Below are 26,661 nucleotides of genomic sequence, written 5' to 3'. Positions count from 1 at the left end.
ATGGACGCCCTAAAGGCACTGGACACCTGGCCCGTCGAACACGCCGCGGCCGCGGTCGTTGACGCCGACGGTAGGACCATCGCATCCCACGGCGACGGCGCGCGGACCTTCCGCCTCGCGTCGGTGACCAAGCTGTTGAGCGCGTATGCGGCGCTCGCCGCCGTGGAGGAGGGCGCGCTGGAACTCGATCAGCCGGCCGGCCCGGAGGGATCCACGGTCCGCCATCTGCTCGCCCACACGTCCGGATACGACTTCTCGGAGCGCAAGGTGCGTGCCGCTCCCGGTGAACGCCGGATCTACTCGAACGCCGGATTCGAGGTGTTGGCCGAGACGCTGGAGGCCTCGGCCGGTTTCCGTTTCGCCGACTACCTCGACGAGGCGGTCCTGAGCCCCCTGGGCATGACCACGACGCGGCTGGAGGGTTCCGCCGCCGCCGGGGCCGTGTCCACCGTGGAGGACCTCGCCCGCTTCGCGGCCGAACTCCAGGCGCCCGTGTTGCTGGCGCGGGAGACGGTTGCCGGGGCGACCGCCGCCGTGTTCCCGGGCCTGCCCGGCGTCCTGCCGGGGTTCGGACGGCAGGCGGACAACGGTTGGGGCCTGGGCTTCGAGGTTCGGGGCAACAAGCAGCCGCACTGGACCGGATCCCGGAACTCCGCAAAGACGTTCGGGCACTTCGGCCAGTCCGGTACCTTCCTCTGGGTCGACCCAGAGGCGGGGATCGCCTGTGTGGCGTTGTCCGACCGCGATTTCGGTCCCTGGGCCGCCGAGGCGTGGCCGATGTTCAGCGATCTGGTGCTGGGCGCACCAACGCGGGCTGCGTCAGCGGTCGAACGGAACCGTTAGGGGACTCACCGACGGTGCATTGACTTCGGGGTACCCACAAGTTCGAGATCGAGCATGCCGCGGGTATTCAGCAACTTGACCCGGGACTGTTTCGCCTTTTCTTCCAACCCGCGGGCCAAACGCCCCACGTATCCCTGGTACATGCGCGTGACAAACTTGGGGTCGCCATCCATGACCAGTTCACCCTTGTCAAACCACAGCACCCGCGTGCACATGCTCCGGATGGTTCCCATCGAATGGCTCACGATGAAGACACAGCCCGCCTGCTTGCGCAGGACCTCCATTCTCGCCTTGCTTCGACCGGCAAACTGCGCATCACCGGTGTTCAGGGCCTCGTCGATGACGAGCACTTCGGGGTCGACGGCCGTCGCGATGGCAAACCGGAGCCGCGATTCCATTCCCGAGGAATAGGTGTTCATGGGAAGATAAACGGCGCTGTCGAGACCGGAAAGCTCCACGATATCGTCGAATTTGCGGTCGATTTCGTCCCGGGACATTCCCATGGCGAGGCACCCCAGGACGATGTTCCGCTCGCCCGTCAAGTGGGGAACGAGGGCCGCATTCACGCCCAGCATCACGGGCCGGGTCGCCGAGTAGATCGCACCCGTGGTCGGCGTCAGCTGTCCGCACAGGAGCTTGGAGAAAGTGCTCTTCCCGGATCCGTTACGTCCGATGATGCCGATCGACTCGCCGTGGTTGAACACCAACGTATGTGGTTGGAGCGCGTCGACGACGACCTCCGGCGTACGCCCGAATGCCTTGTTCGTCCATCTCCGCCAAACCGGCACGGTGTTGAGAATCCTTCGGTCGTCGCTCTGCACCTTGAAGGACATGCCGACGTTGTCCACCACAACCGCGGGATCGTAGGCGGCGTCGCTGCCGTGGTGAAGGGCTCCCAGATAAACCTCGTCAGTCGCGACCATAGGATTCCTCTGCCTTCCAGAAATAGACGATGCCGATGCAGACGGAGGCGAATGCCCAGCCGCCCAGGACAAGCCACCGGGTCAGCGCCGGAACAGTGCCGTACAGGATGACGTCCCGCATGATATCTAGCACGCAGAACAGGGGGTTGAATTCGAGTACCTTCTGCACCGTCGGGTGTGTCACGTACCTGTCGAACGAGTAGAAGACGCCCGAACCGTACATCCATACGCGAACCAGGAAGTTCAGGATCTGTCCGAAGTCCGGCACGGCCGAAATGAGCCGGGCGAGAATCAGCGACAACCCGACGTTCAGGACGAATTGCAGGACAATCACGGGGACCATCATCAACCACAACCAGCTGATTTTTTCCGCCGGCGGGAGGGCAAGGATGAGGAGCACCATCGTGATGACGGCGGGAACCGTCTGCAGTAGCTCACGCACATTGGCAGCCAGGACGACCGTTCCCCGAGGGAAGCTAAAGGCCTTGATGACGGTCTGGTTCGACAATATCGCCCGCGCACCCGAGGTGACGGAGCGCGAGGTGAAGGCGAACATGAAGACACCGATGACCAGGTAGCCAAGGAAGTTTTCGATACCCCGCTGCGTTTGGAGGAGCAGACCGAAGATCAGGTAGTAGGTCAACCCGTTCAATATGGGCGTCAGGACGAGCCAGAGAAGGCCCAGCCGCTCTTGGTTCTTCCCGGCCTCAACGCGTGATTTCGAGTCGACGTAGACGAACTCGCGGAAGCGCCACAGCTCACGGATGTACTCAAAGAGGCGGGGCTTCGACCCCACGCGCGCCATGCCCGAGACATCCACTCGGGCGGGTCCCGGCGCAACGTACGCCCGGGGACGCTCGGATGGGCTTTTCGGTTCCAATGTCAACTCCTGCTGGTAGCTAGCCTGTCCATGCTACTGGCAATTCTTTTCCGCCGGGGCGTGGACACCCCGTGCCCCCGGGGCTTGCCCCCGAGGGGGAACCAAATTGCATTGCGCAATCACGTCGGTAGAGTTGATCCCGAATCGTGAGAACGAAACAGGGCCAAACCGCTGGCACCCAACGGCCCAAACGGGCGCTCGCAAACGCACCAAGAAGGACGAGACGTGACTGAACGCCCCCTGCTGATGCCGATCTACGGCACGCGCCCCGAGGCCATCAAGATGGCCCCGATCGTCGAAGCGATCCAGAAGTCCGACCTGTTCGGCTGCTTCGTTACCGTCACGGGACAGCACCGCGAAATGCTCGATCAGGTGAACGAACTGTTTGGGATCACACCCGATGCCGACATGGACATCATGCGTCCCGGCCAGTCGCTCAACGGGATCCTCGCCCGCACGGTCGAGGGACTGGACCGCCTGCTGGAGGAACACAAGCCCAGCGCGGTCATCGTTCAGGGAGACACCACCACGTCCACCGCCGGCGCCATCGCGGCGTTCTATCGTGGCATCCCGGTCGTTCACGTCGAGGCGGGGCTGCGCAGCGGCGACTTGTTCTCGCCCTTCCCCGAGGAGGCGAACAGGAAGATCACCTCGCAGATAGCGTCCCTGCACTTGGCGCCGACCACGGTGAGCAGGGCCAACCTGGTCAAAGAGGCGATCGACCCCAAGGACATCGTCGTTACGGGGAACTCGGTCATTGACGCCCTCCTTGCCACGGCACAGCGTCAGCTCCCGTTCACGGACGATCGCCTTGAGGAGATCGTCGCCAGCGGCCGACGCATCCTGCTGGTAACCACCCACCGCCGGGAGAACCAAGGCGAGCAGATGCGCAACGTGGGCCGTGCCGTGGCCCGCCTGGCACGGGCGTACCCCGATGCCACGATCGTCCTTCCGGCCCACCGAAACCCCGTCGTCCGCGAGGCTGTCCTGCCCGCACTCGAGGGACTGGACAACGTGCTGGTCACGGAACCCCTCGCGTATGGCGAATTCACACGGCTGCTGGCCGCCTCGAACGTGGTCCTCACGGATTCCGGCGGCGTCCAGGAGGAAGCGCCCAGCTTGGGCAAGCCGGTCTTGGTCATGCGCGAAAACACGGAACGACCCGAGGCGGTCGTCGCCGGGACCGTCAAACTGATCGGCACCGAAGAGGACCGCATTGTCGACGAAGTCTCCGCGTTGTTCGACGACGCACAGGCCTACGGGGCGATGGCCAACGCCGTCAACCCCTACGGCGACGGCCACGCGTCCGCGCGTACCGTTGCAGCCATTGCCGAACTGTTGGGCGTCGGCAGCCGAACCGACGAATTCATCACCCAACAGTAGTGACACAGATGCGGGCACGCGTGCCCGGCACCCCTTCGCGGGCTTTCCTGCCCCGGCGTTACACACAAGTTGGAAGGTAGAATCTCCCCCATGGCGAACCAGAACACCAGCGGCGGCAGCTCACTTGAGAAGCGGATTTATCTCGCCGCACTGGGCGGGTTTGTCCTTCTCGGAGTGGCGGTGGCAGTCACCGCCCTGCTAGGGCAGACGACTTTGTCCCTGACCTTCGTAGGATGCGCAACGGCCCTCGTGGGTCCCATGGCATTCCTGCATAGCCGCAGGGCGCTCCGGAACCAGAAGGCGGCGCTTCGCCAGATGCTGCGTGGTTCCGCCACCAAGGTATCCGCGCAGTCCCCCGGCGGGGCACCCGCACAGTTTTCACAGGAGATCCTGTCCCTGCTGACCCGAAACGATCGGCACCTCTCCGTGCTGCGGGAGCGTCTTGGGGATACTCACCCAGGCTCTGCGCCGGTGGCGGGAGATACGGATGCGATCGACCGCCTAGCCACGGAACTCGCCAACTTGGGCGGACAGCTCTCGAAGCTGCGGGAGGAGCAGTCCGCGCTTGAGAAAACCGTTCATGCCGGTTGGAGCGATGCGCGGGCGGACATCAATGCGGCGCTGGGCGCGCTCGTCCCGGCGGATGGACACGCACTCCACCGACCCGAGGGACGTTAGTTGCCCACGTCCATGAGCGAGAACGAACACGCCATCCCGGCGGTGGGATTCGCCGTCGACGTGCCGGGGCTGCCGTCCGCGACACTGTCGCGGGCGCTTGCCTCGCTGAAGCATGGCACACTCCCCGTGATTCTCGATTCCGGTACGTCCGCCGAACTCGCCGGTCACCATGCCACCGCCACAATGGACGACATAGTGGACCCCCTGGTGCTCGACTACGCACTCTGGCCCATAGAGCTGTGTGAGGCCCATCCGGCCTTGCTCTCGCCCCGGATAGAGACGCGCCGCCTGGCCCAATTCTCCGCGCTGAACCGCTGCGGACGCAGATTGGACCTTGCGGTGGGCTGGTCCGGGTCCGTCGCCTCATCCCAGGGCACCCAGGAAGAATCCCCGGTATTCGACGCGGCGGACCCGCATCTTCTCAGCGACAGGTACCTGGCTTTCGTCACTCAACTGGAGGCCACGCTTCCGGAGCTTACCGTGGGTCTTGCGAAGCACGCGGCGCGTCTGGCGACCCGCGTCGACGCGGCCATGGCCCATGCGTTGGCTTCCGACGCGGAGGCACGGCGCGCCGTTTTCGACCGCCTCACCGTTGCGGATGCGGCGTCTTCCATCCCGTGGGAACGTCTGCGCCCGCCGACGACCGGGCTCGCCGTGCTCTACAACTTCTCACCGTTCGCTGACACCGGATCCACGGTGGCTGCCAAGCGCTTGCGCCAGTTCGGCGCGACTGTCGACGTCGTCGCCTGTTCATCCGTCAACCGCAAGAAAATCGACTCGACGATCGAGGTCCTGTCGCGACCTTACGTGTCCTCGCAGAAATTCCTCGACATGAGCCCGTCCTGGGCCTCGTGGGCTCCATTCGAGCAGTTCTGCATCAAGGGCCTCCAGGAGATCGAATCCCTGGAGGAAACGGGACGCGACTACGAATTTCTCTACAGCCGGGCCATGTGGGCGCCGTCCCATTTCCTGGCGGCCGCCTACAAACTTCGCCGGCCGTCAATCAAGTGGACGGCCGAGTATTCCGATCCCCTTTCCCTCGACGTCGAGGGAAACCCCCGCGGTGGACCGGTCCCGCGAAACCCGTTCCTCGACGCGCTTGTGGCACCCGTGGAGCGGGAATACGGCACGATCCCAGAGGAACACTTCACCCTCTTCGGGCTGGCCGAAATCATTCCCTTCGCCTTGAGTGAAACGGTTCTCTTCACCAACGACCTGCAGCGGCAGATCATGCTGGAGCACGTGTACTCCCCCGCCCTGGCCGAGTCGGTGGAGTCGCGATCCGTGGTCTCCAACCACCCGACCCTGCCGCCCGAATACTATGGCGCCCGCAAGGTGGACTACGACGTCGATCCAGGCAAGCTCAACCTCGCCTACTTCGGCGAATTTTATGCGACGCGCGGGATCACGGACCTGACCGTCGCCATGCGCATGTTGCCCCCCGCGGTCCGCGAACACATCAACGTCCATGTCTTCACGAACTTCATCCCGGAGGACGGGCTCAAGGCCCGACCCCCGGGGATGTCCCGCGCCGCCTTCTCCGGATTGGTGAAAAGGGCGTTGGATGGCGTTGGCGCCGACGGAATCGAACACCTGGTCCGCTTCAACGCGTCGCTGCCGTATCTCGAGTTCCTTGGCGTCACGAAGGAGTTCGACTTCCTGATCGTCAATGACGCCCACTCGGGCGCCAAGCACTCAGTCAACCCCTATCTGCCCTCCAAGTGGAGCGACTACGCCGGGGCGTCCGCGCCGGCGTGGGCGCTGGTTGAAGACGGAAGCAGCCTGAGCTGTCGGCCTGCGGCGGTCAAAACGCCGGTGGGAGACCCGAACGCGGCCCGCGATATGCTGTGGCGGCTCGTCGAGGAGAAAATTGGAGCACGCATCGATGCCTAAGACCGAACCCGGTGACATCCGTCCGTTGCTGGAGAGACTGGGCCGGGCGTCAACGCCCGCCGTGAACACGACGGCGTACAACATCAATCTGGCGGAGATCGCCGGCTACGACGTCGTCAGCCCCGGCCCCGCCGGCGAGACGGCGGGGCCGATAGCGTTCGTTGGGAGTGCCGCGCTACGCGAGCGGCTGCTCGGGATGCATCCCATCCTCGCCGTCTCGCCGGGAATGGCGGCCCACGTGCTGGAGCAAGTGTCCCTCCACTCGGTCGTCATCGACATGGCGGCCCTCCACGGGGGCCCTTGGTGCGGCGCAGCCGACGCGGCCGCATCGCACCTCATGGAGGAGCTGGTCTTTCTGGCACTCGAGAACCGCCGCCACGGCCGGCTGACCTACCTGGTGCGCCACGGCGGAGTCCGGATGCCGGGAACGAAGGGCCTGGAGCGCGAGGCAAGCCTCGTTGTGACCGGTACCCTCTCGGACCCCGCCACGGAGGGAAGCCCGCCGAGCAGACTGCTGTCCGCGTTGATCGACTATGCGGCGATTGGAGAAATGCCCTAGATGCTACACACTTCCGAAGGGATTCTCGCCGGACGGCGGATTCTGTGGGTGCTTCCACACCCTCGCCACACCGCTGCCGAGCCCCCGGTCTGGGTCCAGCAGGCGGCGGACGGCATGCGGGCCGCGGGCGCCATCGTGGGCGTCCGCCATCTCCACGATCATTCGGCCCCCACCGCCGGTTCGCCGGCCTTGAACGAAGCCGAGCTGGTCATCGCCACCAGTCCCCGGATCGCGGCCGAACTGTCGCAATCGGGCGTTCCGCGGGCCCGACTATGGACGTTCGTGCAGGAACGACCACAGCAGCCGCTACGGCTTTCCGACGACCTCCAGGGACCCCTCGCCGAAGCCATCGCGATGTCCCGCAAAGTGGTGGTCTTCGACGAGGACGCCCGCAGTACGGTCGAACGCGCCTTCTGGGAAGCGACCGCCAACGTGCTGGTGTTCCCGGCACTTGCGGGGACCGATGCGCCGGTGCTGCCGGGGGCCGCTTCCGATTCCGTGCCGGCTCTCGTCATTAACCTGGACGTGACCGGCGCCATGGGGCTCCAGGCGATTCGCCACTACTCGAGGCACGCTCAGCGCACCCGTTCGCCCCGTCCCGTTTTCCTCGTCTGCGACTCCCAACTCTCCGCCGGTCTGAGGCAACACACGGTCCTCAAGGAATTTGCGGCAATCCCTGGGGCACGCGTCGTTGCCCCCGATGAGGCGTCCCTCACCGCGGCCCTGGCCTCGGTCCGCCCGCTGGGCTTCCTGCCTGCGCCCGAGCCCACGGCGGCCGTTCGTAGCAACCAGGCCCTGCGCTGGTTCGCGGCACGCGGCATCGAGCTGTTTGCCGAGCGCGGCAGCGTCGCCGCGGATCCGCACAACGGTGTGGCTGCCTTCTGGGAGCCGCGGACAATCGCGGAGGATCTGGCGTCCGTCGCCTCCGCCCCATCACGTGTCCCGCGCCGCGAAGACACCGCCGTCCTTGCGGAGTTCTTTTCGCCGCTCTTCGCGGACTACGCCCAAGTGCCGTCGAATCCCCGCCGTACCCGCGTATTGCTGGTCGGGGCCGATTTCAAGTTCGCCGGGGACTATGTCGAGGCTCTCGCCCAGAGACAGGACATCGACCTGCGCGTCGATATGTGGGACAACAACAGCACGCCGCAGCCCGAACTGAGCGCGCCGTTGATGGAGTGGGCCGAAGTCGTCATCTGCGAGTTCTCCAGCGTCAACGCCCTCTGGTACAGCCAGAACCTACCAGCCGGAAAACGCCTGCACGTGCACCTGCACGGCTTCGAGCTTCGTTCCAGTTGGATCCGCGACCTGAACATCGATGCAGTCGAGAAAGTGGTCTTCGTCTCCGAGTTCTATAGGCAGAAGGCCCTCGACCGGATGGGGTGGCCGGACCACAAGACCACCGTCATCCCGAACTCGGTCCAGTCGGCCGACCTTTCCCGTCCCAAGCTGAGGGGAAGCCGGTTCCATCTGGGTATGGCCGGAATCGTTCCCGCGCTGAAGCGCCCGGACCGGGCCCTCGACCTCCTGGAACTCCTGCTCGAGGCCGATCCCCGGTACACACTGCACCTCCGGGGCCACAAGCCGTGGAACTACACCTGGGAATGGAAGAAGCCGCTCAACAGGGACGCCTATCTCGCGTTCTTCGAGCGGCTGCGGCAGAACGACACTCTGCGCGAAGCAGTCGTCTTCGATCCCTTCGGTCCGGACATGGGCAACTGGTTCCGGCGCATCGGCTGGACCCTGTCCCCCAGCACCCGGGAGACATTCCACCTAGCCCCCGTGGAGGGTATGGCGTCGGGGGCGGTTCCGGTGGTCTGGCGGCGAGAAGGTGCCGACGAGATCTTCTCGGAGGCCTGGAGCTTCGACGACACGCGCGCGGCCGCCGATTTCATCCTCGCCGCCAACGCGGAGCCGGGTCGCTACGACGAGTTTGGCCGCGCAGCGGCAGAGCTCGCCGCCCGCTACGACGCGAGGCTCGTCCGCGCGCAATGGCTGAATTTGGTCTTCGGCTCGTCGTCGGGGACCACGCCTAACGAACAGGACGACGCCGGTGGCCCGACGCTGACCGGTTCGCAGCAAGAGCACTGGTCCATGGTGGCGCAGCTGGAGGCATCCGGCCGGTACGCCCAGGCACAGTCCCTGCTCGAACAGCAGCCCTCGCTTCCTTGGCTGCTCCCGGACGCGCAGCGGCGCCTCGCGGGCCGTGTCTCCGGCGTGCCCGCGCTTCGACAGCGTGCCCACCGGCTTCATGTGGCCTCGCCCCAGCCCGCGCTGCGGGACGGCAACGGCGCGGACCTCGTCGTCGTTCAGGGACGTCCTGGCAACCCTCTTCCGACGCGCGCGGCAGGTCCGTCGGGCATGAACGTGCTACGCCTCGGCGAGCCGGTTGATGACGTCAACGCGGCCTTCGATGTGCGGGTGGACGCCGTCGTCGCACGCGCCCTGGAGATCGACGCGCGGAACCTCTCGACCTCTGGAGACGAACTGGCCGCGCTTGCCTGCACCGTGGCCGGCGGACGCCTGGGTCTCCCGGTGTTCTGGGACGTGGCCGGGTCGCCGGGGACCAGCGAACGGATCGAACGGGCGATGGCCAATCCCAGCGGCGCAACGCCGCGCGAGTCGCTGTCTCTGATGGCCGCGCGCCACTGCGCCGGCGTCTCCGGCGCGCCCAACCTGCACACCGGCACCATCACGCCGGTGGAGGACATGGTGGGCCCGGCGTCCATGACGCGGCTGCCCACGTTGGGACTCGTGTGCGCCGCCCGGACGGATATGCCCTCCGACCCGGTGTTCCGCGCGGTGGCATTGGACCCTCTGAGATGGCATGAGCAGCTGGAAGGCGGCGTCGACGCCGTCGTCGTCTGCGCGGACGCGGCGACCGGTGGCCCATGGCAGCGGTCCTTCGACATCGAGCCGGATGATCCCCAGCCCGTCCACCGTCTCATCGACGTCGCCCGGAGGCTCAACCTCCCGGTGGGGTTCCTGCACACGGATCCTGACCAGCCGTTCGAGGAAATGCTCGGCTACGCGCGACGGGCCGACGCCGTCATGGTTCCCCGCCCCGCCGATTTGGAACGCCTTCACGACCACCGCCTGCTCGCCACCCAGGTTTCCGCGGCGGTGCCGCGTGGCACCACGCCGGGACCGGAGCGGGGTCGACGCCTGCTGGACGATGCGGAACTGCTCCAGCTCCTCTGGCGGATGCTGCGGGTCTGCTAGGTCAGAGCGCACCAGCCGGACCGCCCCTAGATGGACGGTCCGGCAACGATGACGCGGACCAGCCGGTCGGCCACCGTGGGCGCGTCGAAGCGCGCGGCCACGTAGGCGCGGGCGGCCTCTCCCTCCGCACGCCAGGCCTCGGTGTCGCCGAGCGCCAGAATCCGCCGCGCCATATCGTTGGTCGAGGCGTGGATCCACCCGCGCGGATAGATTCGTTCCGCGCCGGTCCAGGCGAGGGAGACGGGGACGGCTCTCCGGGCTGCGCCGTCGGCCAGGGTGTAGTGGAAGGACTCGAAGTCGCTGACGCTCACCGCGAACCCCACGCCGTCGTACCACCGGCCGAGATCGTCCTGGTCGGCACTATAGCCGTCGAAGTGAACGGCTCCGCGAAGCCGGGGATCATCAATCCACCGCGCGAACTGGCGCTCGTAGAACGCCTTCTCCCCGGGCCGGTCCTCCATCCACGGGTAGTCCCGCGGATGCTTGCCCTTGATGCGCAGTGTGTAGCGGTTGTCCCGTTCGCGGAGGCTGGCCAGGAGATCGAGGGCGCGGTCCAGTCCCTTCTGGCGCGGGACGATTCCCACCAGGCCCAGGACGAACCGGCTGGACTCCGGTTTCGGCCCCCGTCTGTCCGGCACGGCCACCATGTTCGGGACGAGAGTCGATGGCCGGTCCGCGATCCCCCGAAACCGCATCGCCGCGTCGCGAATGTGCGCAGCGACGAAGACGAAGTGGTCCACGGCGGCCGCGTCCATCCGCGAGAGACTCTGGGTGAAGAGTTCCTGAGAGTGGATGCGCACGACCAACCGTTGGCCGGGGCGCTTGTTCCTCGAGTACCAGACGGCGTTGCCCAAACCCCACTCGCAGAAAACCAGGTCGGCCCACTCGGAAAGGTCTGTGCTGGTGTTCTCGTCGTGTTCGTTGTGCCCTTGCCACGGGTCTAGTCGCACCTCGTGGCCCTGCGCCTCGAGCGCGCTGATCAGCCCCCCGGCGAACTTGAAGTCATGCCCGGCGACGACGATGCGCCGGCCGGCTCCCGCCCGTGTCGGCCCGTGGTGCGCGGCGGGCCGTTCGGCCTCGGCGTCGGGGGCGGACCGTTCAATGCCGAGCATGCCGCGCCGCATGACGACCTGGTTCGGTCCGGACGTTCCGAGGCGCACCGACGACGCCGGCGCGTCGCCCGCGTACGCCAGCGGCTCGTAGCTGTCCTCCGGCCGGGTGTCGTCGAGTGTGGCTCCTACGCCACCCGTGTCCACCAGCAGCGTCACCAGGTCCTCAAGCACGGTGCGGTCCAACCGGGAGCCGTTCCACTGCCCCTGGAGGACGGGGCCCGGGTCGGGGGCCGGAACGGCGCCGTCGCGGCTCACACGCACCCCGCGCGCTTCCAGCAGCTCCGCGGCACGTTCCGGCATTGGGCCGTCGACAGCGACGCTGGCCGGGGGAAGGGTCTGCGAAAGCAGGTCCTCCCATGCCGCTTCCTCCGCCCCACCCGTCAGGCGAAGGTCCACGCGGGGTAGCTCCGGCGCGCGCACCCGCAGGCCTGCCAAACGCAGCGCGATGGTCAGCCGGTGCCCCAGAGTGTGCGACCGGCGGACCAGCCTTCGGCCGTTCCACCCCGCGACGTTCCGCGCGTCGGGTGCCCGCAACCAGTCCTCAAGGTACTTGGCGGCCTCGGCGGTGGATCCGGTCGTCGGCACGAGGCCCCGGAAAAGGTGCGCTACGGCGTGGGAGGGACCGCTGAGGACCAACCCCCCGGTGGAGAGGATCTCCATGACGCGCCGGGCGAACATCGTTTCCGACGCGGTTACCGAATTCACGTTGATGTGGATGGGATGGCTGCGGTACGCCTCGAGCATCTGTGCATAATCAAGCCCGCCCGCCACACACTCCTGGAGATCGGCCGGGAACCTGTACGGCGACTCTGGATTGTTTGCCTGCCGGTCGTGGATCAGGAGCCCATGGGGCCGTGCCGCATCCAACAAGGCGCCAAGTGTCCGGGACCGCTCGGCGTATCTGTCCCCATAGTACGAGCCCGCGTACATCACGGGGTGGTCGCGGTCGACGTGGCGCGAGAGCGGATGGTGCAACCGCGGCTGGGCGAAGAATGGCATGGTTCCGATGCTCTGCTCCGGGGCACGGCGCAGCTTCTGGTAGCGGGGCATCGCGCGGTTGTCGGTGGTGAGAATGTGATCGAAGTGCAGGGCGTTCGGAGCGAACCGCTCGAAGTGGACGGGGTCTTCCTTGTTCCAGAAGATCGTGGGGATCCCTGAGGCCCGGCATTGCTCCAACAGCCTCCGCAGCGGTGCCGACTCCTCGTCGGAGTAGTGCCCCACGGCCCGGTGCCAGCGTCCACCGTTGCCGTTCCACGCCGACTCCACGAAGACCGCGTCGAAGCGCCGGGCGCCCAGCTGGTCCTGCCAGTCTTCCGGAGTCAAGGCGACGGTTTGCACCGTCTCGGCCAGCGCCGCGGTCGTGAACTCGTCGGCAACGATGCCCACCGATATCTCGTGCAGATCCCTCGCGCCCGGGGCCGCCGCGTCCATCGAAGGCACGCGATGCAACGCGCGGATCACGTCCACGAGGCCGCCACCCAGAGACGCCCAACGGCGCTCGTCGAGCGCCCACAGGCGTCCCGAGCGTCCGAGGTCCCGCCGCGCGCCGGGGTCGTCAATCAGCTCGGACAGCGTGGCCGTGAGAGCGTCGACGTCGTCCGGCGGGACCGTGCGTCCCCCACCGGAAGAGCGCACGAGTTCGCGTAGCACGGGTAGGTTCGACACGACCACGGGGATCCCGCACGCCAAGGCCTCCAACGGCTTCAGCGGACTCACCATGCGCGTCACCCGGGTATCCAGGCGCGGACAGACGACGATATCCATCAGCCCCACCAGCTCGGGCATCAAATCGGAGGGAAGACGACCCGTCACCTGGTAGTCGAGTCGCGCCCCCGACCGCTCGAGCCGCTGCCGCAGTCTGGGGAGCTCGGGACCGTCGCCGGCCAGTAGCAACTGGAAGTCCCCGCGTACGGCGCCCAACCGGGTGCACGCGTCGATGAGCCGGTCGATGCCCTCGTAGGCGACCATGCTGCCCGCGTAGCCGATGACGGTCTTGGACCTATCCAGCCCCAGCCGGTCCGCCAAGTCACCCACGCGCGGAAGCGGTTGGAAACGGTCGGTGTCCACGCCGTTCGGGACCACGCTGCAACGGGCCCGGTTCACGCCGCGTGCCGCCAGTTCGTCGGCCATCTGGTCGGAAATGACGAAGACATGGTCTGCCTCAGCCAGCACCAGATCCTCGAGTTCCTGCGCCAGGCTGCGCTGTTCCGATTCGGCGGACCCGCCGTTGGCTTGCCCGTACTCCCAGAAACCGCGCACTTCGTAGCTGAAGGGCAACCCCGCTATTCTGGCCGCGATCAGCGCAGGCAGGGCCGTCTGGTGGTTGGATGCCGCGTGGACGTGTGCGGGGCGGTTGAGCATAATCGAACGGAGATAGGCGTCGACGGCACTCTCCAGGTAGTCGTCGAGCCGTTGCCGGTCCAGCCCCGGGCCGAAGGAGAACTCGTAGGCGATCCCATCGATTTCGCGGGTGAAGGACGTGCCCTCGTCCGTGGGCGTGTCGGTACCCGCGTCCCAGGGGTATCCCGGGCGGGCCGCAACGAAGACGTCCGTCCCGGTCGCTGCGATCCCGGCGACCAAACCGCGGGTCCGCATCGCGTACCCGTTGGACTGGAAGGGAGGCGTGGAATGCGCGCAGTACATCACCCGTCCGTGTTCCACCAGCATTGCCGCGTTGGGCTGCCGGGCGGGCACGGTAGGCAGGCGGCGGGCGAGCGCCGCCTGCCCCTGAATCCGCGCAACGAGTTTCCGCTGGTGCTCGTCGAGTTCGGCCACCAGGGCAGGGTGGTCGGAGAGCAGGGCATCCGGACGCGCCAGTTCGCCCGCGCGGTACAGACCGCGGGTCAGCCGGTAGAGGTTCCGCGCCGTCTGTCGGCGCGCGAATCTCTCCGCGAGACGTCCCGTGGACGGCGGGGCACCTCGGCCCCGTACGGCGCGCGCCACCGGACCTGCCACCGGCCGCACACGATCGACGTACGAGGCGGCCACGGCCCGAGTCCTTCGCTTGGTGGCACGCGCGGTGGCTTTCAGCCGCTCCGTGGCGCCATGACGAAAGTGCCAGAGCCTGCGCCGAAGTTCGCGCCCCGGCGATTCGCCATCAGGGCGCGTCGCCGGGGAGGACGGAGGCGCCGGCCGGCGCCCCTCCGGTGCGGCGTCCATCGACGCCTCCCTGGATTCGGGCGTCGCACTGGGTTCAGGCATCTGCGCGGGCCGCTCTCCCACTGCGTCCGGGACATCTCCTACCGCGCCCACCGTGGGTTCGTCGGTCCTGGCATACCTAACCGCGACCGGGTCGGCTCCGGTGACGCCCAGCGGGCATTCGTCCAAGTGCTTCAAGGTGATGCTTCCCTTTCGCTACCCGCCACGGTCCCGCGGTTGCGGGCCGTCTCATGCGTGGGGTCGGCCCCGCCGATGGCGTGACCGACCCTCCGTATGCGGACTAACGCGTGGTTCTCAGCGCCAGATCCCCCGCGTATCGATAACATCCTTGCCGGCCAGCGCGGTGGCGGGCACGGATTTGAAACGGTCGTGGTCCACGAGCAGCACGACGACGTCCGCGACGTCGAGCGCCGAGTCCACGTCCACGAGTTCCACGTTGGCCCGGCCCGCGAGGGCCTTGGGAAGCTCCACAATATGGGGTTCCACGGCCAGGATGCGCGCGTCACCGAACTCGTCGGACAGACGCTGCGCGATGCCAATGGCCGGGGACTCGCGCAGGTCGTCGATGTTCGCCTTGAATGCGAGTCCGAGCACGGCAATGGTCGCGTTGGTGCCCCGGGCGGCGACGGCCTTCTCCACCTGGTTGACGACCCAACCCGGCTTTGCGTCGTTGGTCTCGCGGGCCTGACGGATCATCTTGGCCTCCTCCGGAGCGGAGGCCACGATGAACCACGGGTCAACGGCGATGCAGTGTCCTCCCACGCCGGGGCCGGGCTGCAGGATGTTGACGCGGGGGTGGTGGTTGGCGAGCTCGATGAGCTCCCAGACGTTGATGCCGAGCTTGTCGGAGATGATGGACAGCTCGTTGGCGAATGCGATGTTCACGTCGCGGAAGGAGTTCTCCACGAGCTTCGCCATTTCGGCGGTGACGTCGTCGGTCAACAGGATCTCGCCCACGCAGAACGTGGAGTACAACTCCCGGGCGGCCTCCGCGGCCTCCGTGGTGATTCCGCCGACGATCCGGTCGTTCTCCACGAGTTCGATCATGACGCGGCCGGGCAGCACACGCTCGGGGCAGTGTGCGACCTTCAGCGCGTCCAACGTCAGGTCGGGGCGCGCGGCCAGCAGGCGGTCCGCCATGTGGCGGGTGGCCCCGGGAGGGGACGTCGACTCGAGGATGATCAGTTCGTCGCCGCGCAACTGGGGGGCGATCTTGTCCGCCGCGGCCTCGATGTAGGAGAGGTCGGCCGACTTGTCGGCATTGAACGGCGTCGGAACGGCGACGATGTACGCGTCGGCAGCAGGCGTCTCGAGGGAGGCGCTCAGCGTCCCCTTGGCGACGGCACCGGCGACGTACGTTCCGAGGTCGGGCTCCACAAAAGGCACCTCGCCACGGTTGACGGCGTCGACCGTGCGCTGGCTGACATCGACTCCCTTGACAGTCAGGCCGTTCGCCGCCAAGATCGCGGCGGTGGGCAATCCGATGTAGCCAAGCCCGATCACTGCGACCGTTTTGATTTCCGTCATCCTCTAAAACTTCCTGTTCTACGTTGTGCGCGATCCCCCGAGCGAGTCCGAATCGGACCGCGAAAAACAAGGGTGCACTTCCGGTCAATGTTCAGTATAGGCACCCGAACGGGCCTAGCCGGATTCGGGGCCGGTCGGGTGCGACGTGCGTTCCGCCGTGATGCGTCCATAGACCGCCGCGTACTTTGCCGCGTTCGCCGACCATGTCCGCTCCCTAAGAACCCATGCACGTCCCGCGTCACCCAGCGTCGACCGTTTCCCCGGGTCGTCGAGCAGCCGATCCAACGTGTCGGCGAGGGCGCCGGGATTTCCCGGTTCCGCGAGCACCCCGGTGACGCCGTCGCGCACGAGTTCGGCCAGCGCCGGCAGATCGCTGGCCACCACCGGTCGCCGCGAAGCCGACGCCTCCACCGGCTTCAGCGGAGTCACCACCCGGGTGACGTCCAGGTCTTTGCGCGGGACAACGAAGATATCCATGGCCTGGTGGTAGACCGGCGCAAGTTCCCGGGGCACGCGGCCCGTAAAGATACAGTGTTCCAGCACGCCCAACTGCCGCGCCTGGACCTTGAGCCGCGGGAGTGCGGCACCGTCCCCCACGATCAGTAACCGCAGGGATGGTCGGCGCTTCGACAAGATGCCAAAAGCGTCGACCAAGTCGTCGAGCCCTTCGTACGCGACAACACTGGTGACCGTTCCCACGTACTCGTTCTCCGTCGGCAAGCCGAGCACCACCCTGGCCTCCTTGGCCGCGCGCGGCTCGGAAAGGAACGCCTCACCCACGGCGTTCGGGCAGATGGTGATCCTGTCCGGCGGCACGCCCTGGTCCACGAGATCCTCGCGCATGGCTACACCCAGCGTGACAACGGCGTCCGCCGACGCCGCGGATTCGGCCTCCCGCTCCCGGAACAGCCGGTAGCGTTCGGAACCGCGCGAGGATTCCGGCCGCGTGGAGGCCCACGTGTCGGCGAGTTGGCCGCGGACCTCGTAAACCCAGGGGATACCAAAGGCCTCCGCTACGGCGCGAACAACGGCCGCGTTCACGAAATGCGTGGTGGTGTGAAGCACGGAGGGCTTGAATTCATCGACCACCCGGGCGAGCATCCGGGCCTGCTGTGCAAGTCGCTGGTCCATTCCGTCGGCCAATTGCCAAGGAAGCAACCGGCGATAGGCAATCCCGTCCACGTGTTCAACGTCCGCGGCGGTGAGGTGACCCACCTGGACCGGATATCCAATGCGGGTGACAGCCAGTACGTCCCAGCCCCGGTCCCGAAGCGCCACAAGGGTGGATTGGCTCCGCTGGGCATATCCGCTACCTGTATGCGGCAACGAGTTGGTCAAGACGTGCAGTGCGCGCTCCGGGGTGGGCACGTAGGCAGTCCGGCGTCGGACACGGATCGGCTCACCGCGGAACACGCGCAGTTCACTCTCCAGCCGGCGCCGCAGCTTGGCGGCCCCGCCTTGCGCACCCTGCAGCTCCTCGACGGCGCCGGTCATGTTGCCGGTGAACCAGAGCAGCCGTGCCCTCGGGCCCGCGGCGCGCGGGTAGTCCGCGGTGACCCCCGCCAACAGCCGCTCCGCGGCATCGACGTTTCCCACGGCAATGGCCACGTCGGCCAGCCGGCAACGACGTCGGTCTCCGGAATCGGTGGTCGCGGCCGCTCGCAGGGACTCCGCGAGGGTTTCATCGTCGCCCACGATGGCCCGCAACACGGCGTTTGCGACCGAAGCGTCGTTGCCCATCGTGTTGGCGGCAACCCGCAGCACACGGTCGAGTCCAGCCGAGCGGAACCGGCGCGCGGCCTGCAGCGCCAACACCACGGGATCGTCGGAAAGGTGATCGACGACGGTTCGGGCCGTCAACGTTGCGTTCTTGGCCAGCAGGACGGTGCGGGCCACCTTGCGGGCGGCCAGCGTCCGTCCGGCCAGGAGTGCGTGATGAGTCAACGGGAATCCGTTCGTCCGTGGGCCTGCCCAATGAGGTCTTCGGCAACCCGCATGTAATGTTCCGCCACGAGGGACAGGTCCGCCTTCCGCCGCACCCAGTCCAGTCCGTTACCGCGCTGTTGGAGTCGTTCGGGATCCTCGTACAGTTCGCGCCACAGCCGGGCCACGCTCTCCGGATCGGCGTCGACGATGTCGCCCACCCCTGCGGCGCGAAGAATGCCCGCCGCTTCCCCGCGGACGATCGCCGTCAGGTGCCTGCCCGTGGCGATCAACTCGTAGGTCTTGGATGGAATGGTCCATTCAAAGCTCGGCCAATCGGAACGAAGTGCCACCACACAGGTGTCCGCCCACGCGTAGCATGCGGCTACCCCGCTGGGCGGAACGGAGTCGAGGAACTCGACGTCGGCCCCCAGCCGCGCGGAGAGCCGCTCCAAGTGGGGCTTCATGGTCCCGCCGCCAACAAACCGGACCTGAGCGGTCTGCCCGGCCAGCGCCGCGGCACGGACCACCAGATCCAAGCCCTGGCTTTCCCCGTGGTTTCCGAGGTAGAGGACCTTGAGGGGGCCGGCGCCGCGGACATGTGCGGGCACGCGGGGAAGGTCCGCGGCCACCACGCCATTGGGGATCGATACGGCGGTGATCCCCCGCTGGGTCAGAAGGTCGCGGAAGCCGTCCGTGACGGTGACCACCAGATCCGCCTGTCTTTGGAACCACGTGAGCACCATCTTGAACGCGCGGTTGACTGCCGGGTGTGCGACACCGGAATCCATGGCCAGGTCCGGCCACGCGTCCCGCATCTCCACGATCAGGAGCCGCCGCCTCAACCGCGCCGCGAGCCAGCCGGCCGCCACGTTGGGAAGGGATGGGACCGTGACCACGATGATGTCCGGCCGTGGTGCCGCCAGCGAACGCGGCACCGTCGTCGCTCCCGTCATCGCAAACCGCAGGAGCCGGCCGACCCGGGTTTCCGCGCCCTTCCCGGCAGGCAACCGCCGGATCGTTTCCCCGGCGGGTCCCTTTTGGTTCCCGAATGCGCCGATGCCCGCCTCGGCTCCGTTCGGGGGCCAGGGCGCCACGACGTCGACCTCCCATCCCGCTTCGCGGAAGCGGGCGACCAGCGCGGTCCAACGCCGCTGGGGCGGCGAGTGTTCCGGCCAGTAGGAATGGGTCAGGAGTTGGAGTCTCATGGCGGTCAGGCGCCCCTCGAACGAACGGCGTCTTCCGTAATGCGACCAACGTGGGCCGTGGATCCGTCGTCGCCGGACTCCAAGAACTCCCGCAGCTCGTCGCGCTTCAGTGCGGCACGCAGAGCCTCCAGGGCGTCGTCGTCGCGCGTGATGATGGCCGCGCCCCCAGGACCCACCGCGGGCGGTCCCGTGGGAACCGTGAACATCTCCACGTCGCTGCCGCGGACGTTGCGCAACTGCAGTGCGAGCCCGGCGACGGTTTGGGCATCGAACGTCTCGTCGACCGCGAGGAATCCGGAGAACTGTTCAACGACTTCATGGATGCGCACCGGATTGCTCAACGTCTCCGCATTGAGGAACCGGTCCATGACGCCCTTGACGAAACGCTGTTGATTCTCTACGCGCTGGAAGTCTCCGTCCGAGAAAGCCTTGCGTTCGCGCACATAACGCAGCGCAGCCGTGCCGTCCAGGGTAACCGGTCCCGACTCGTAGCACGACGGATTGGCGTGTCCTGTGCAGAAAGCCAGGGCGTTGTCGACCGTCACGCCATCCAGCGCCTGCGTCAACGCTCCGAAGCCCTCGAAGTCGATCGAGACGACGTTGTCTATCTTCGTATCCAGCAGCTGCTCGACGGTGCCCACGACCAGCTGATATCCACCAAGGTTGAGGGCGGCGTTGATCTTGCGCTCACCGTGACCGGGAATCTCCACCCAGAGGTCGCGGACGATCGACATGACGTAGATGTTCTTGCGGTCCTCGGGAATATGGAGCAGCATCATCGTGTCCGAACGCTCGCCGGCTTCGCCCTTGTTCGCCGCGGTGTTGAATCCGTCGCCGCGGGAGTCGGATCCGAGGAGCAGGATGTTCCGCGAACCGTCGTCCACGGCCTTGGCAGGGCGCGATTGGTCGTCCGGAAAAACCCCGGCGATCATGTTGGAACGGTCGTTGAACAGGGAAGCGAGGTTCGCGACGTACCCGCCGGCAACCATCGCCGCGATCAGGACGACGCCGAGAGCGGCAAAGAGCGCCGTCCGAGTCCGCTTGCGACGCCGCGCAGCCATATGCCTCGCGACATAGCGCGTCGCGATCTCGGGCCGTGGCACAGTCGAACTCCTAGCGATAACTTCCAGATAACCGTTCAATGGTACGCGGGCAGGCTGTGAAATCGCTTAGCCCGCGGCTGTCGCGGCGGGGCGCGCCGTACGCGGACGGGGCATGCGCTGGCACACGGGGCACCCGAAGGATGAACGGCCCATGAAGGGTTCGCGGCGGATCAAGGTGTCGCGCCCCGCCTCGAGGCACCGTGGGCACGCGAGTCCCTCCCGGCCGTAGGCATTAAGCGACCTGTCGAAGTATCCCGATGCTCCGTTGACGTTCACGTAGAGCGAGTCGAAGCTGGTGCCTCCGACGCGCAGGGCACTGGTCATCACGGTGCGCAACGCTTCAAGGAGGCGCGCGGAGTCGGTGGGTCGCATGCCCGTGGTGGACCGCCCGTAGTGCAGGCGCGACGCCCACAGGGCCTCGTCCGCGTAGATGTTCCCGACGCCGGAAACCAGTCCCTGGTCCAATATTGCCCGTTTGATCTGGGTCCGGCGTCGGCGCAGCCTCGCGTGGAATTCTCCGGGTCCGTAGGCGGGATCCAAGACGTCCCGCGCAATGTGTAGCGCGGAGGCCGGGATAAGCGGAGTGGGATCGCCGTGCCCTCCCGGCCCGCCGTCCGGGGTGGGGCGCAGTTCGGACAGATGGAGTCCGCCGAAGATCCGCTGGTCGACGAAACGTAGCTCGCCGGGCATTCCGGGGACGGCGGAGAGCTCTACGCGGACCTTCAGGTGCTTCTCGCGTGAGGCCTCCGGATCCTCGACCAGAAGCTGACCGCTCATGCCGAGGTGCGCGACGAGGGCTGTTGGCGTCGAGGGTCCCTCGAGCGGCATCCACAGGAACTTTCCACGGCGCACGGCGTGTGTGACCGTCGCACCGGACAGGTTCGCGGCGAAATGCTCCGGACCGGCGGCATGGCGCCGGACGGATCGCGGATCGTGGACGTGCACCGCGACAATCGTGCGTCCGGCAACCCAGGATTCGAGGCCGCGGCGCACCACTTCCGCCTCGGGCAATTCAGGCAAGGTTCCTACCCGGAGGCCGCGGCATCGGACGCGGTCAACATCTTCCAGGACACGCTGGCGGCCTCCTGCTCGGCTTCCTTCTTCGACGGTCCCCCGCCGGATCCGTAGGGTGTCCCGCCGATCGTCAGCGTCGCCTCGAAGCGGCGTGCGTGGTCCGGGCCGGAGCCGCGGATGACGTAATCGATCGCGCCCAGTTTCCTGGCCGCGGCGATCTCCTGGATCGCGGTCTTCCAGTCGGTTCCGGCACCGAGTACGTCCACCTCCGCCAACAGCGGTTCGACCAGGCGCAGAACGAGCAGGCGTGCCGTTTCCACGCCGTGGCTCAGGTACGCGGCCCCGATGACGGCTTCCATGGTGTCCGCGAGGATGGAGGCCTTGTCCGCCCCGCGGGTCAGGATTTCGCCCTGCCCGAGAAGGATGAACTCACCGAGCCCCAGGGTGCGGGCAATCCCCGCGAGCGCACGCGTGCTGACGACGGCGGAACGGCGCTTGGCCAGATCGCCTTCCGGCAGGTCGGGATAGGTCCCGTAGAGGTGGTCCGTCACCGAAAAGCCCAGCACGGAATCCCCGAGGAACTCGAGGCGCTCGTTGGTGGGAATGCCGCCTTGCTCGTAGGCATAAGAACGGTGTGTCAGGGCAAGACGAAGCGTCTCGGGGTCGATATCGACCCCGAGACGCTTCAGAAGTTCTTCTTGTGCAGGCATCAGACGTGGTTAGGCGTCTGCTACCTTGCGACCCTTGTACTCAAGGAACAGCGCGGTGCCGGCGGAGTCGGTGACAAGCTTGGCCTGGTGCGGCAGGCTATAGCTGACGCGGCCGTTCTCCACGGTCTTCACCAGGTTGGGCACTTCGGCCTTCCACTGGGACCGGCGTGCGCGGGTATTCGAGCGGGACATCTTCCGCTTGGGAACAGCCACGGCTAACTCTCTTCTCTCTCGACTGAATCTGAACGTGTCGCCGCATCGTTCGCGGCGGTGCCGGCCAGCCCGGAAAGGGCTGCCCAGCGAGGATCTAACACCTCATGCTGATGGTCCGGATCCTCATTGAGGCTTATCCCGCACTCGGAACAGAGGCCTTTGCAGTCCTCCCGGCACACCGGCTGGAACGGCAGTGCGGTCACCACTGCGTCCCGCAGCACAGATTCGAGGTCGACGTGGTCGTCCACAACCTGGTGCTGCTCGGCTTCTTCCTCGTCGGGCATTTCCATGCCCTCGTAGTAGAAAAGCTCTTGAATGTCGGCTTCGAGGTCGTACGCGATGGGCCCCAGGCACCGGCCGCATTCGCCGGTGACACCGACGTACGCGACCCCCGATACCAGGATCCCTTCGTGCACGGCCTCGAACCGCAGGTCCAGATCGACTGGCGATCCTTCCTTGACCCCGATCAACGCAACGCCCAGCTCAGCCGGTGCCGCGACCTGCTCTTCGAGCGTATTCATGCTCCCCGCGCTTCGCCCGAGGTCCCTGACCTGAAAGACCAAGGGCGATCTGCGATCGATGCCGTGTGACGACGTACGACCTGAACGCTTTTCGCTAATGAGAACTCCCGTAGAACAATAGACCGACATTACATCTTAGCCCGAACGGCCCCGGAGCCAAAACCGTGCCTAACCTGGGCGTGTCAGATCGAGGCGGTGAATTCCTTCAACCACGGCTTGAGGTCCGGACCCAGGTCGTCGCGGTCGCACGCGAGGCTGATGACCGCCTTGATGTAGCTGAGCTTGTCGCCGGTGTCGTAGCGCCGGCCGCGGAACACCACGGCGTGGACGCCTCCGCCCTCCGCCGTCGAGCCGGCCAGCTCCTGCAGCGCGTCCGTCAACTGTATTTCCCCGCCGCGGCCGGGTGCCGTTTCCTCCAGCACGTCGAAGACGGACGGGTGCAGAACGTACCGCCCGATGATCGCCAGGTTCGACGGGGCCTCCCCTGCCGCGGGTTTCTCCACGAGTCCGTTGACACGGACATGGTCCTCGCCCGGAACCTCGGAGACATCGGCGCAACCGTACGCGCTGATCTTGTCGGCGTCGACCTCCATCAGCGCGATCACCGATCCGCCCGTCTTCTGTTGGACATCCAACATGGTGGAGAGCAGCTCGTCTCGCTCGTCGATCAGGTCGTCACCGAGGAGCACCGCAAAAGGCTCGTTGCCGACGTGGTGCCGCGCACAGAGGACGGCATGGCCGAGGCCCTTGGCATCGCCCTGCCGGATGTAGTGGATGTCGCCGAGTGCAGTGGCTTCCTGGATGCGTCGGAGCTTTTCCGTGTCGCCCTTCTCCTCGAGGGTGGCCTCGAGACTGGGAACGCGGTCGAAGTGGTCCTCGAGCGCGCGCTTGCTGCGTCCTGTCACCATGAGCACGTCGCTCAATCCGGCCTTGGCCGCCTCCGCCACAACGTACTGGATCGCCGGCGCGTCGACGACGGGCAGCATCTCCTTCGGCATTGCCTTGGTGGCGGGGAGGAATCGGGTGCCCAGGCCGGCGGCCGGGATGACGGCTTTGGTGACGCGCTTCGCTTGGTTCATGTTTTGAGCCTACTGGACACCCGCGACGATTTCGGAACCCCGCTACCGCACCTTACCGGCTGGCACGGAATCGGTTGAGAACGGAGCGCGGGAGATACTCGTCGACGTCCCCACCCAGGGCGTGGACCTCCTTGAGGAGGCTCGATGACAAGTGTGTGTACCGGCTGTCGGCCGTGAGGAACACGGTTTCCACGCCGGCCAAATGGCGGTTCATGGCCGCCATCGGGACCTCGTACTGGTAATCCGTCATCGACCTGAGGCCCTTGATGATGGCGTCTGCGCCGGTGTCCCGGCAGAAATCCGCGAGCAGTCCCGCGCCCATGGGCTCCACGCTGATGCCACGCAAGCCCGTGACGGTCTCCCGCACCATGGCCAACCGCTCCTCCTCCGCGAACCTGTACTTCTTGGAGTGGTTCGTCGACACCGCCACGATGACTTCGTCGAACAGGTTGCTGGCGCGGGCGATGATCTCGATGTGGCCCTTGTGGATGGGATCGTAGGAACCGGGGCATACGGCGCGTCTCATGGAGCGAAATCTACCGGAGCGGGCACGCCGTTGCGGGACATTACGCGAGAATGCGCCGGTAGAGTCTGGCCCCTCGGCTGTAGTAGAGGTCGCCGTCAGCGGTCCGGACCAGATGGGTCCCCTCGGCGATTTTCGTTCGGGCCAGGGTGCGCTTGTCGATTTGGTGGATATCGCCCCACGCGCAGGCGTAGATCGCTCCGCCGTCGTCCGCGAGCGTGCGCCCGGTGACGTAGGAACCGGCGTCGCGGAAATCGGAGTACCGCTGGATGGCGAGCACGTCGAGGGTTTCGGGATCGAGCCGGAATACCGAGTTGGAAGAGAGGCCCCACAGCCAGCCTGCGGCGTCCAACAGCAGCGCGGCAATGTTCCGGTCCCCCTTGGCGGGAACGGTTGATGCCAGGATCCGGCCGTCCGCGGCATCCACTCGGAGGACGCGGCCGTCCTCCTCCGACGGATCCGCACCGAGGCCCGCCGCGGCGCCGGTCCCGACGTACAAGTGATCCGATCCGGATGCCGCCAGACAGAGCGGGGATTGTCCCGGAACCAGCCCGCGGTACGTCGAGACGGCCCCGGACGCCAGATCCACTATGGACAGCGCACCGTCCTGTTGTCCGTACGCCGGAGTCGAGGCGACCGCGGCGATCCCCGGCCCCACAGCGACGATGGAGACCGGGCGATCCTGCCCCTGCGGGATCCGTAGCGCCTCTTCCCGGCTCGCGCGGCCCTTGCCTTCGGAGTCTCGAGGTTCGAGGATCTGGAGGCTGGCGCCCGGATACCCGCCGCCGAGTACGCGCCCGTCGACGACGCCGAAGGACTCGATCTGTCCCATGGAGGCGAGCCTGCCGAAGGTCCCCGCCCGCGGATCGTAGTGGCGTACGTGGTCCATCGTCGCGAGTGCGGAGACGAGGATCTGCCCGCCCGGATCAACAGCGAGCGCCCTGATCCTCAGAGCGCCGGGAGCGACGTCGGCCGACTGGGAGTACGCGCGACGGATTCCTGCGTCCCAGCCGAGGATTCTGCCCGAAGCGTTCACCGTGACCAGAAGGGCTTCGTTTGTCCCGCCGTCGCGCCCAAATGTCGCCCCGCCGCGGAACTGGCTCACCGCATATTCCTCCGGCAAGGCGGTGGATTCGCGGAGCTCGGCCACGTATCGACGCACTCGCTGGTCCGAGTCGGCCCAGTAGACGCCGTCATTCGGTTCCGTCGCGACCAGACCGGGTTCCGCGCCCGCGATGCGGTCCACCCAGCGTCCGCTGCGCAGGTCGCGGACGTAGACCGCGTCCTCCGATTGGACCCGGGCGAAGAGGTGGCTGACCGTGGCGACGACGTCGTACACAAAATCCCGCTCGGGGGCGCCGGGGACCTCCGCGGGCAGGTCGATCCTGGCGACCGCGCCATCGGTCAGGCCGACGCGGAAGACGGCGGGATCCGCCGTTCCGGTCCCCACGTAGGCGTAGTCCCCGCGCACGTCCAACCCGATCGAGTAGCTGTTCTCATCGCCGAAACGCCCATAGTCGGTCCACCGCCGTCCCTCCGGATGGTAGCGGTAGAGCCGGCCCTCCGGATAGCTCGTGAAGAGGAAGCCGCCGTCGCCGACAGGCACGCTTCGCTCGAAGAACGGAGGCTCTTCGGCCGGGGGCCGTGGCAGTTCGGAGAGTTCGGAGGTCTCGGGATCCAGCAGGAAGGCCCGCCCGCCGGTGGTCCCCAATGCCACCAGCCCGGTTGCCGGATCGACCCCCATCGCCCACACCGTCACGGAGCCATCCCCATCCCCCGGGATGTCTCGAGTGGCGACGCGACGGCCCGTGCGCACGTCTATGACACTGATGCGTCCCGGGCCGCCGGAGGCAACCATAACGGCCAGGACGGTACCCTCCCGTCTGCTGGTGAATGCCGCCCTGGGAACCAGGACGGACTCCATCGGAGTGCCCAGCAGGTGCTCCCCCGGCGTGTTCGGCACCGGGATCCCCTCAGGCGTTCCGGGCCCCCCGCCGCCACCCGGCGCGTCAGCCGGACCAAACCGGGTAGCGGCGTATCCCGCAAGGCCCAGGGCCGCGATGGTGGAGAATGAGACGGACAATAGGGTGCGCCGGCGCACCCGGTAAGGCTCTTCTGGACGTGTGCTCATGGCTGCCTCCAGCTTCTCACGCCAGCTTCCGGCACCCAACAGGACACCGGTCCAGACGCT

20 protein-coding genes are annotated in these 26,661 nt (G+C 66.8%); 6 read left to right on the top strand and 14 right to left on the bottom strand.

Annotation, left to right across the window (positions count from 1 at the left end):
• Positions 1-843 (top strand): serine hydrolase domain-containing protein, encoded by an 843-nt coding sequence (locus ACHAAJ_RS04890; protein WP_435726805.1) that lies wholly within the window; start codon positions 1-3, stop codon positions 841-843.
• Positions 844-848: 5 nt separating this feature from the next.
• Here the strand turns inward: ACHAAJ_RS04890 and ACHAAJ_RS04885 are convergent, their stop codons facing one another.
• Together ACHAAJ_RS04885 and ACHAAJ_RS04880 are read right to left on the bottom strand one after the other, a co-directional pair.
• A complete protein-coding gene (locus ACHAAJ_RS04885) occupies positions 849-1,766 on the bottom strand; it encodes an ABC transporter ATP-binding protein (RefSeq protein WP_435726803.1) in 918 nt (305 codons plus the stop codon).
• Positions 1,753-2,571, bottom strand: a complete 819-nt coding sequence (locus ACHAAJ_RS04880; RefSeq protein ID WP_435726801.1) for an ABC transporter permease — start codon at positions 2,569-2,571, stop codon at positions 1,753-1,755. Before ACHAAJ_RS04880 ends, ACHAAJ_RS04885 begins: the two co-directional genes overlap by 14 nt.
• Before the next feature lie 321 nt (positions 2,572-2,892).
• Between ACHAAJ_RS04880 and wecB the strand changes: the two genes are divergently transcribed.
• The 5 genes from wecB (at position 2,893) to ACHAAJ_RS04855 (ending at position 10,378) form a co-directional block, all read left to right on the top strand.
• On the top strand, positions 2,893-4,029 hold the full coding sequence (gene wecB, locus ACHAAJ_RS04875; protein ID WP_435726958.1) for a non-hydrolyzing UDP-N-acetylglucosamine 2-epimerase: 1,137 nt from the start codon (positions 2,893-2,895) through the stop codon (positions 4,027-4,029).
• Between the two features lie 90 nt (positions 4,030-4,119).
• A complete protein-coding gene (locus tag ACHAAJ_RS04870; RefSeq protein WP_435726799.1) occupies positions 4,120-4,707 on the top strand; it encodes a hypothetical protein in 588 nt (195 codons plus the stop codon).
• Between the two features lie 12 nt (positions 4,708-4,719).
• Entirely contained in the window at positions 4,720-6,600 is a 1,881-nt protein-coding gene (locus tag ACHAAJ_RS04865) for a hypothetical protein (RefSeq protein WP_435726797.1), read from the top strand.
• Entirely contained in the window at positions 6,593-7,159 is a 567-nt protein-coding gene (locus ACHAAJ_RS04860; protein WP_435726796.1) for a hypothetical protein, read from the top strand. The genes ACHAAJ_RS04865 and ACHAAJ_RS04860 overlap by 8 nt, the downstream gene beginning before the upstream one ends.
• Positions 7,160-7,207: 48 nt before the next feature.
• Positions 7,208-10,378: a glycosyltransferase family protein gene (locus ACHAAJ_RS04855; protein ID WP_435726795.1), complete on the top strand. Its 3,171-nt coding sequence runs from the start codon at positions 7,208-7,210 to the stop codon at positions 10,376-10,378.
• A gap of 26 nt (positions 10,379-10,404) precedes the next feature.
• On the opposite strand, the gene ACHAAJ_RS04850 is transcribed toward ACHAAJ_RS04855, so the two are convergent.
• The 12 genes from ACHAAJ_RS04850 to ACHAAJ_RS04795 form a co-directional block, all read right to left on the bottom strand.
• The gene (locus ACHAAJ_RS04850) at positions 10,405-14,478 is read right to left on the bottom strand and encodes a glycosyltransferase (protein ID WP_435726793.1); all 4,074 of its coding nucleotides are present in this window, start codon (positions 14,476-14,478) and stop codon (positions 10,405-10,407) included.
• A gap of 465 nt (positions 14,479-14,943) precedes the next feature.
• Positions 14,944-16,176: a UDP-N-acetyl-D-mannosamine dehydrogenase gene (wecC, locus tag ACHAAJ_RS04845; protein WP_435726792.1), complete on the bottom strand. Its 1,233-nt coding sequence runs from the start codon at positions 16,174-16,176 to the stop codon at positions 14,944-14,946.
• Positions 16,177-16,290: 114 nt separating this feature from the next.
• Positions 16,291-18,120, bottom strand: coding sequence for a glycosyltransferase family 4 protein (locus tag ACHAAJ_RS04840; RefSeq protein ID WP_435726791.1), 1,830 nt, complete (start codon positions 18,118-18,120; stop codon positions 16,291-16,293).
• Positions 18,117-19,307, bottom strand: coding sequence for a glycosyltransferase family 4 protein (locus ACHAAJ_RS04835; protein ID WP_435726789.1), 1,191 nt, complete (start codon positions 19,305-19,307; stop codon positions 18,117-18,119). Before ACHAAJ_RS04835 ends, ACHAAJ_RS04840 begins: the two co-directional genes overlap by 4 nt.
• Before the next feature lie 5 nt (positions 19,308-19,312).
• On the bottom strand, positions 19,313-20,410 hold the full coding sequence (locus ACHAAJ_RS04830; RefSeq protein ID WP_435726788.1) for an LCP family protein: 1,098 nt from the start codon (positions 20,408-20,410) through the stop codon (positions 19,313-19,315).
• Between the two features lie 66 nt (positions 20,411-20,476).
• Positions 20,477-21,430, bottom strand: coding sequence for a bifunctional DNA-formamidopyrimidine glycosylase/DNA-(apurinic or apyrimidinic site) lyase (gene mutM, locus ACHAAJ_RS04825; protein ID WP_435726786.1), 954 nt, complete (start codon positions 21,428-21,430; stop codon positions 20,477-20,479).
• Between the two features lie 5 nt (positions 21,431-21,435).
• Complete coding sequence (gene rnc / locus ACHAAJ_RS04820) at positions 21,436-22,134, bottom strand: ribonuclease III (RefSeq protein ID WP_435726784.1); 699 nt, start codon at positions 22,132-22,134, stop codon at positions 21,436-21,438.
• 9 nt (positions 22,135-22,143) lie between these two features.
• Positions 22,144-22,347: a 50S ribosomal protein L32 gene (gene rpmF, locus ACHAAJ_RS04815; protein ID WP_435726782.1), complete on the bottom strand. Its 204-nt coding sequence runs from the start codon at positions 22,345-22,347 to the stop codon at positions 22,144-22,146.
• Between the two features lie 2 nt (positions 22,348-22,349).
• A complete protein-coding gene (locus ACHAAJ_RS04810; protein WP_435726780.1) occupies positions 22,350-22,910 on the bottom strand; it encodes a YceD family protein in 561 nt (186 codons plus the stop codon).
• Positions 22,911-23,050: 140 nt separating this feature from the next.
• Entirely contained in the window at positions 23,051-23,947 is an 897-nt protein-coding gene (gene galU, locus ACHAAJ_RS04805) for a UTP--glucose-1-phosphate uridylyltransferase GalU (protein WP_435726778.1), read from the bottom strand.
• Positions 23,948-23,999: 52 nt separating this feature from the next.
• Positions 24,000-24,473 carry a pantetheine-phosphate adenylyltransferase gene (gene coaD / locus ACHAAJ_RS04800; protein ID WP_435726777.1) on the bottom strand — a complete coding sequence of 158 codons (474 nt, stop codon included), beginning with the start codon at positions 24,471-24,473 and terminating at the stop codon, positions 24,000-24,002.
• 40 nt (positions 24,474-24,513) lie between these two features.
• Positions 24,514-26,433, bottom strand: a complete 1,920-nt coding sequence (locus ACHAAJ_RS04795) for an NHL repeat-containing protein (RefSeq protein WP_435726776.1) — start codon at positions 26,431-26,433, stop codon at positions 24,514-24,516.
• Between the last annotated feature and the right edge of the window lie 228 nt (positions 26,434-26,661).

This window comes from Arthrobacter arnarulunnguaqae (assembly GCF_051262515.1).
Taxonomy (GTDB): domain Bacteria; phylum Actinomycetota; class Actinomycetes; order Actinomycetales; family Micrococcaceae; genus Arthrobacter_N.
The sequence above is the reverse complement of the archived record's forward strand: the minus strand, read 5'-3'. Positions and strand labels throughout refer to the sequence as shown.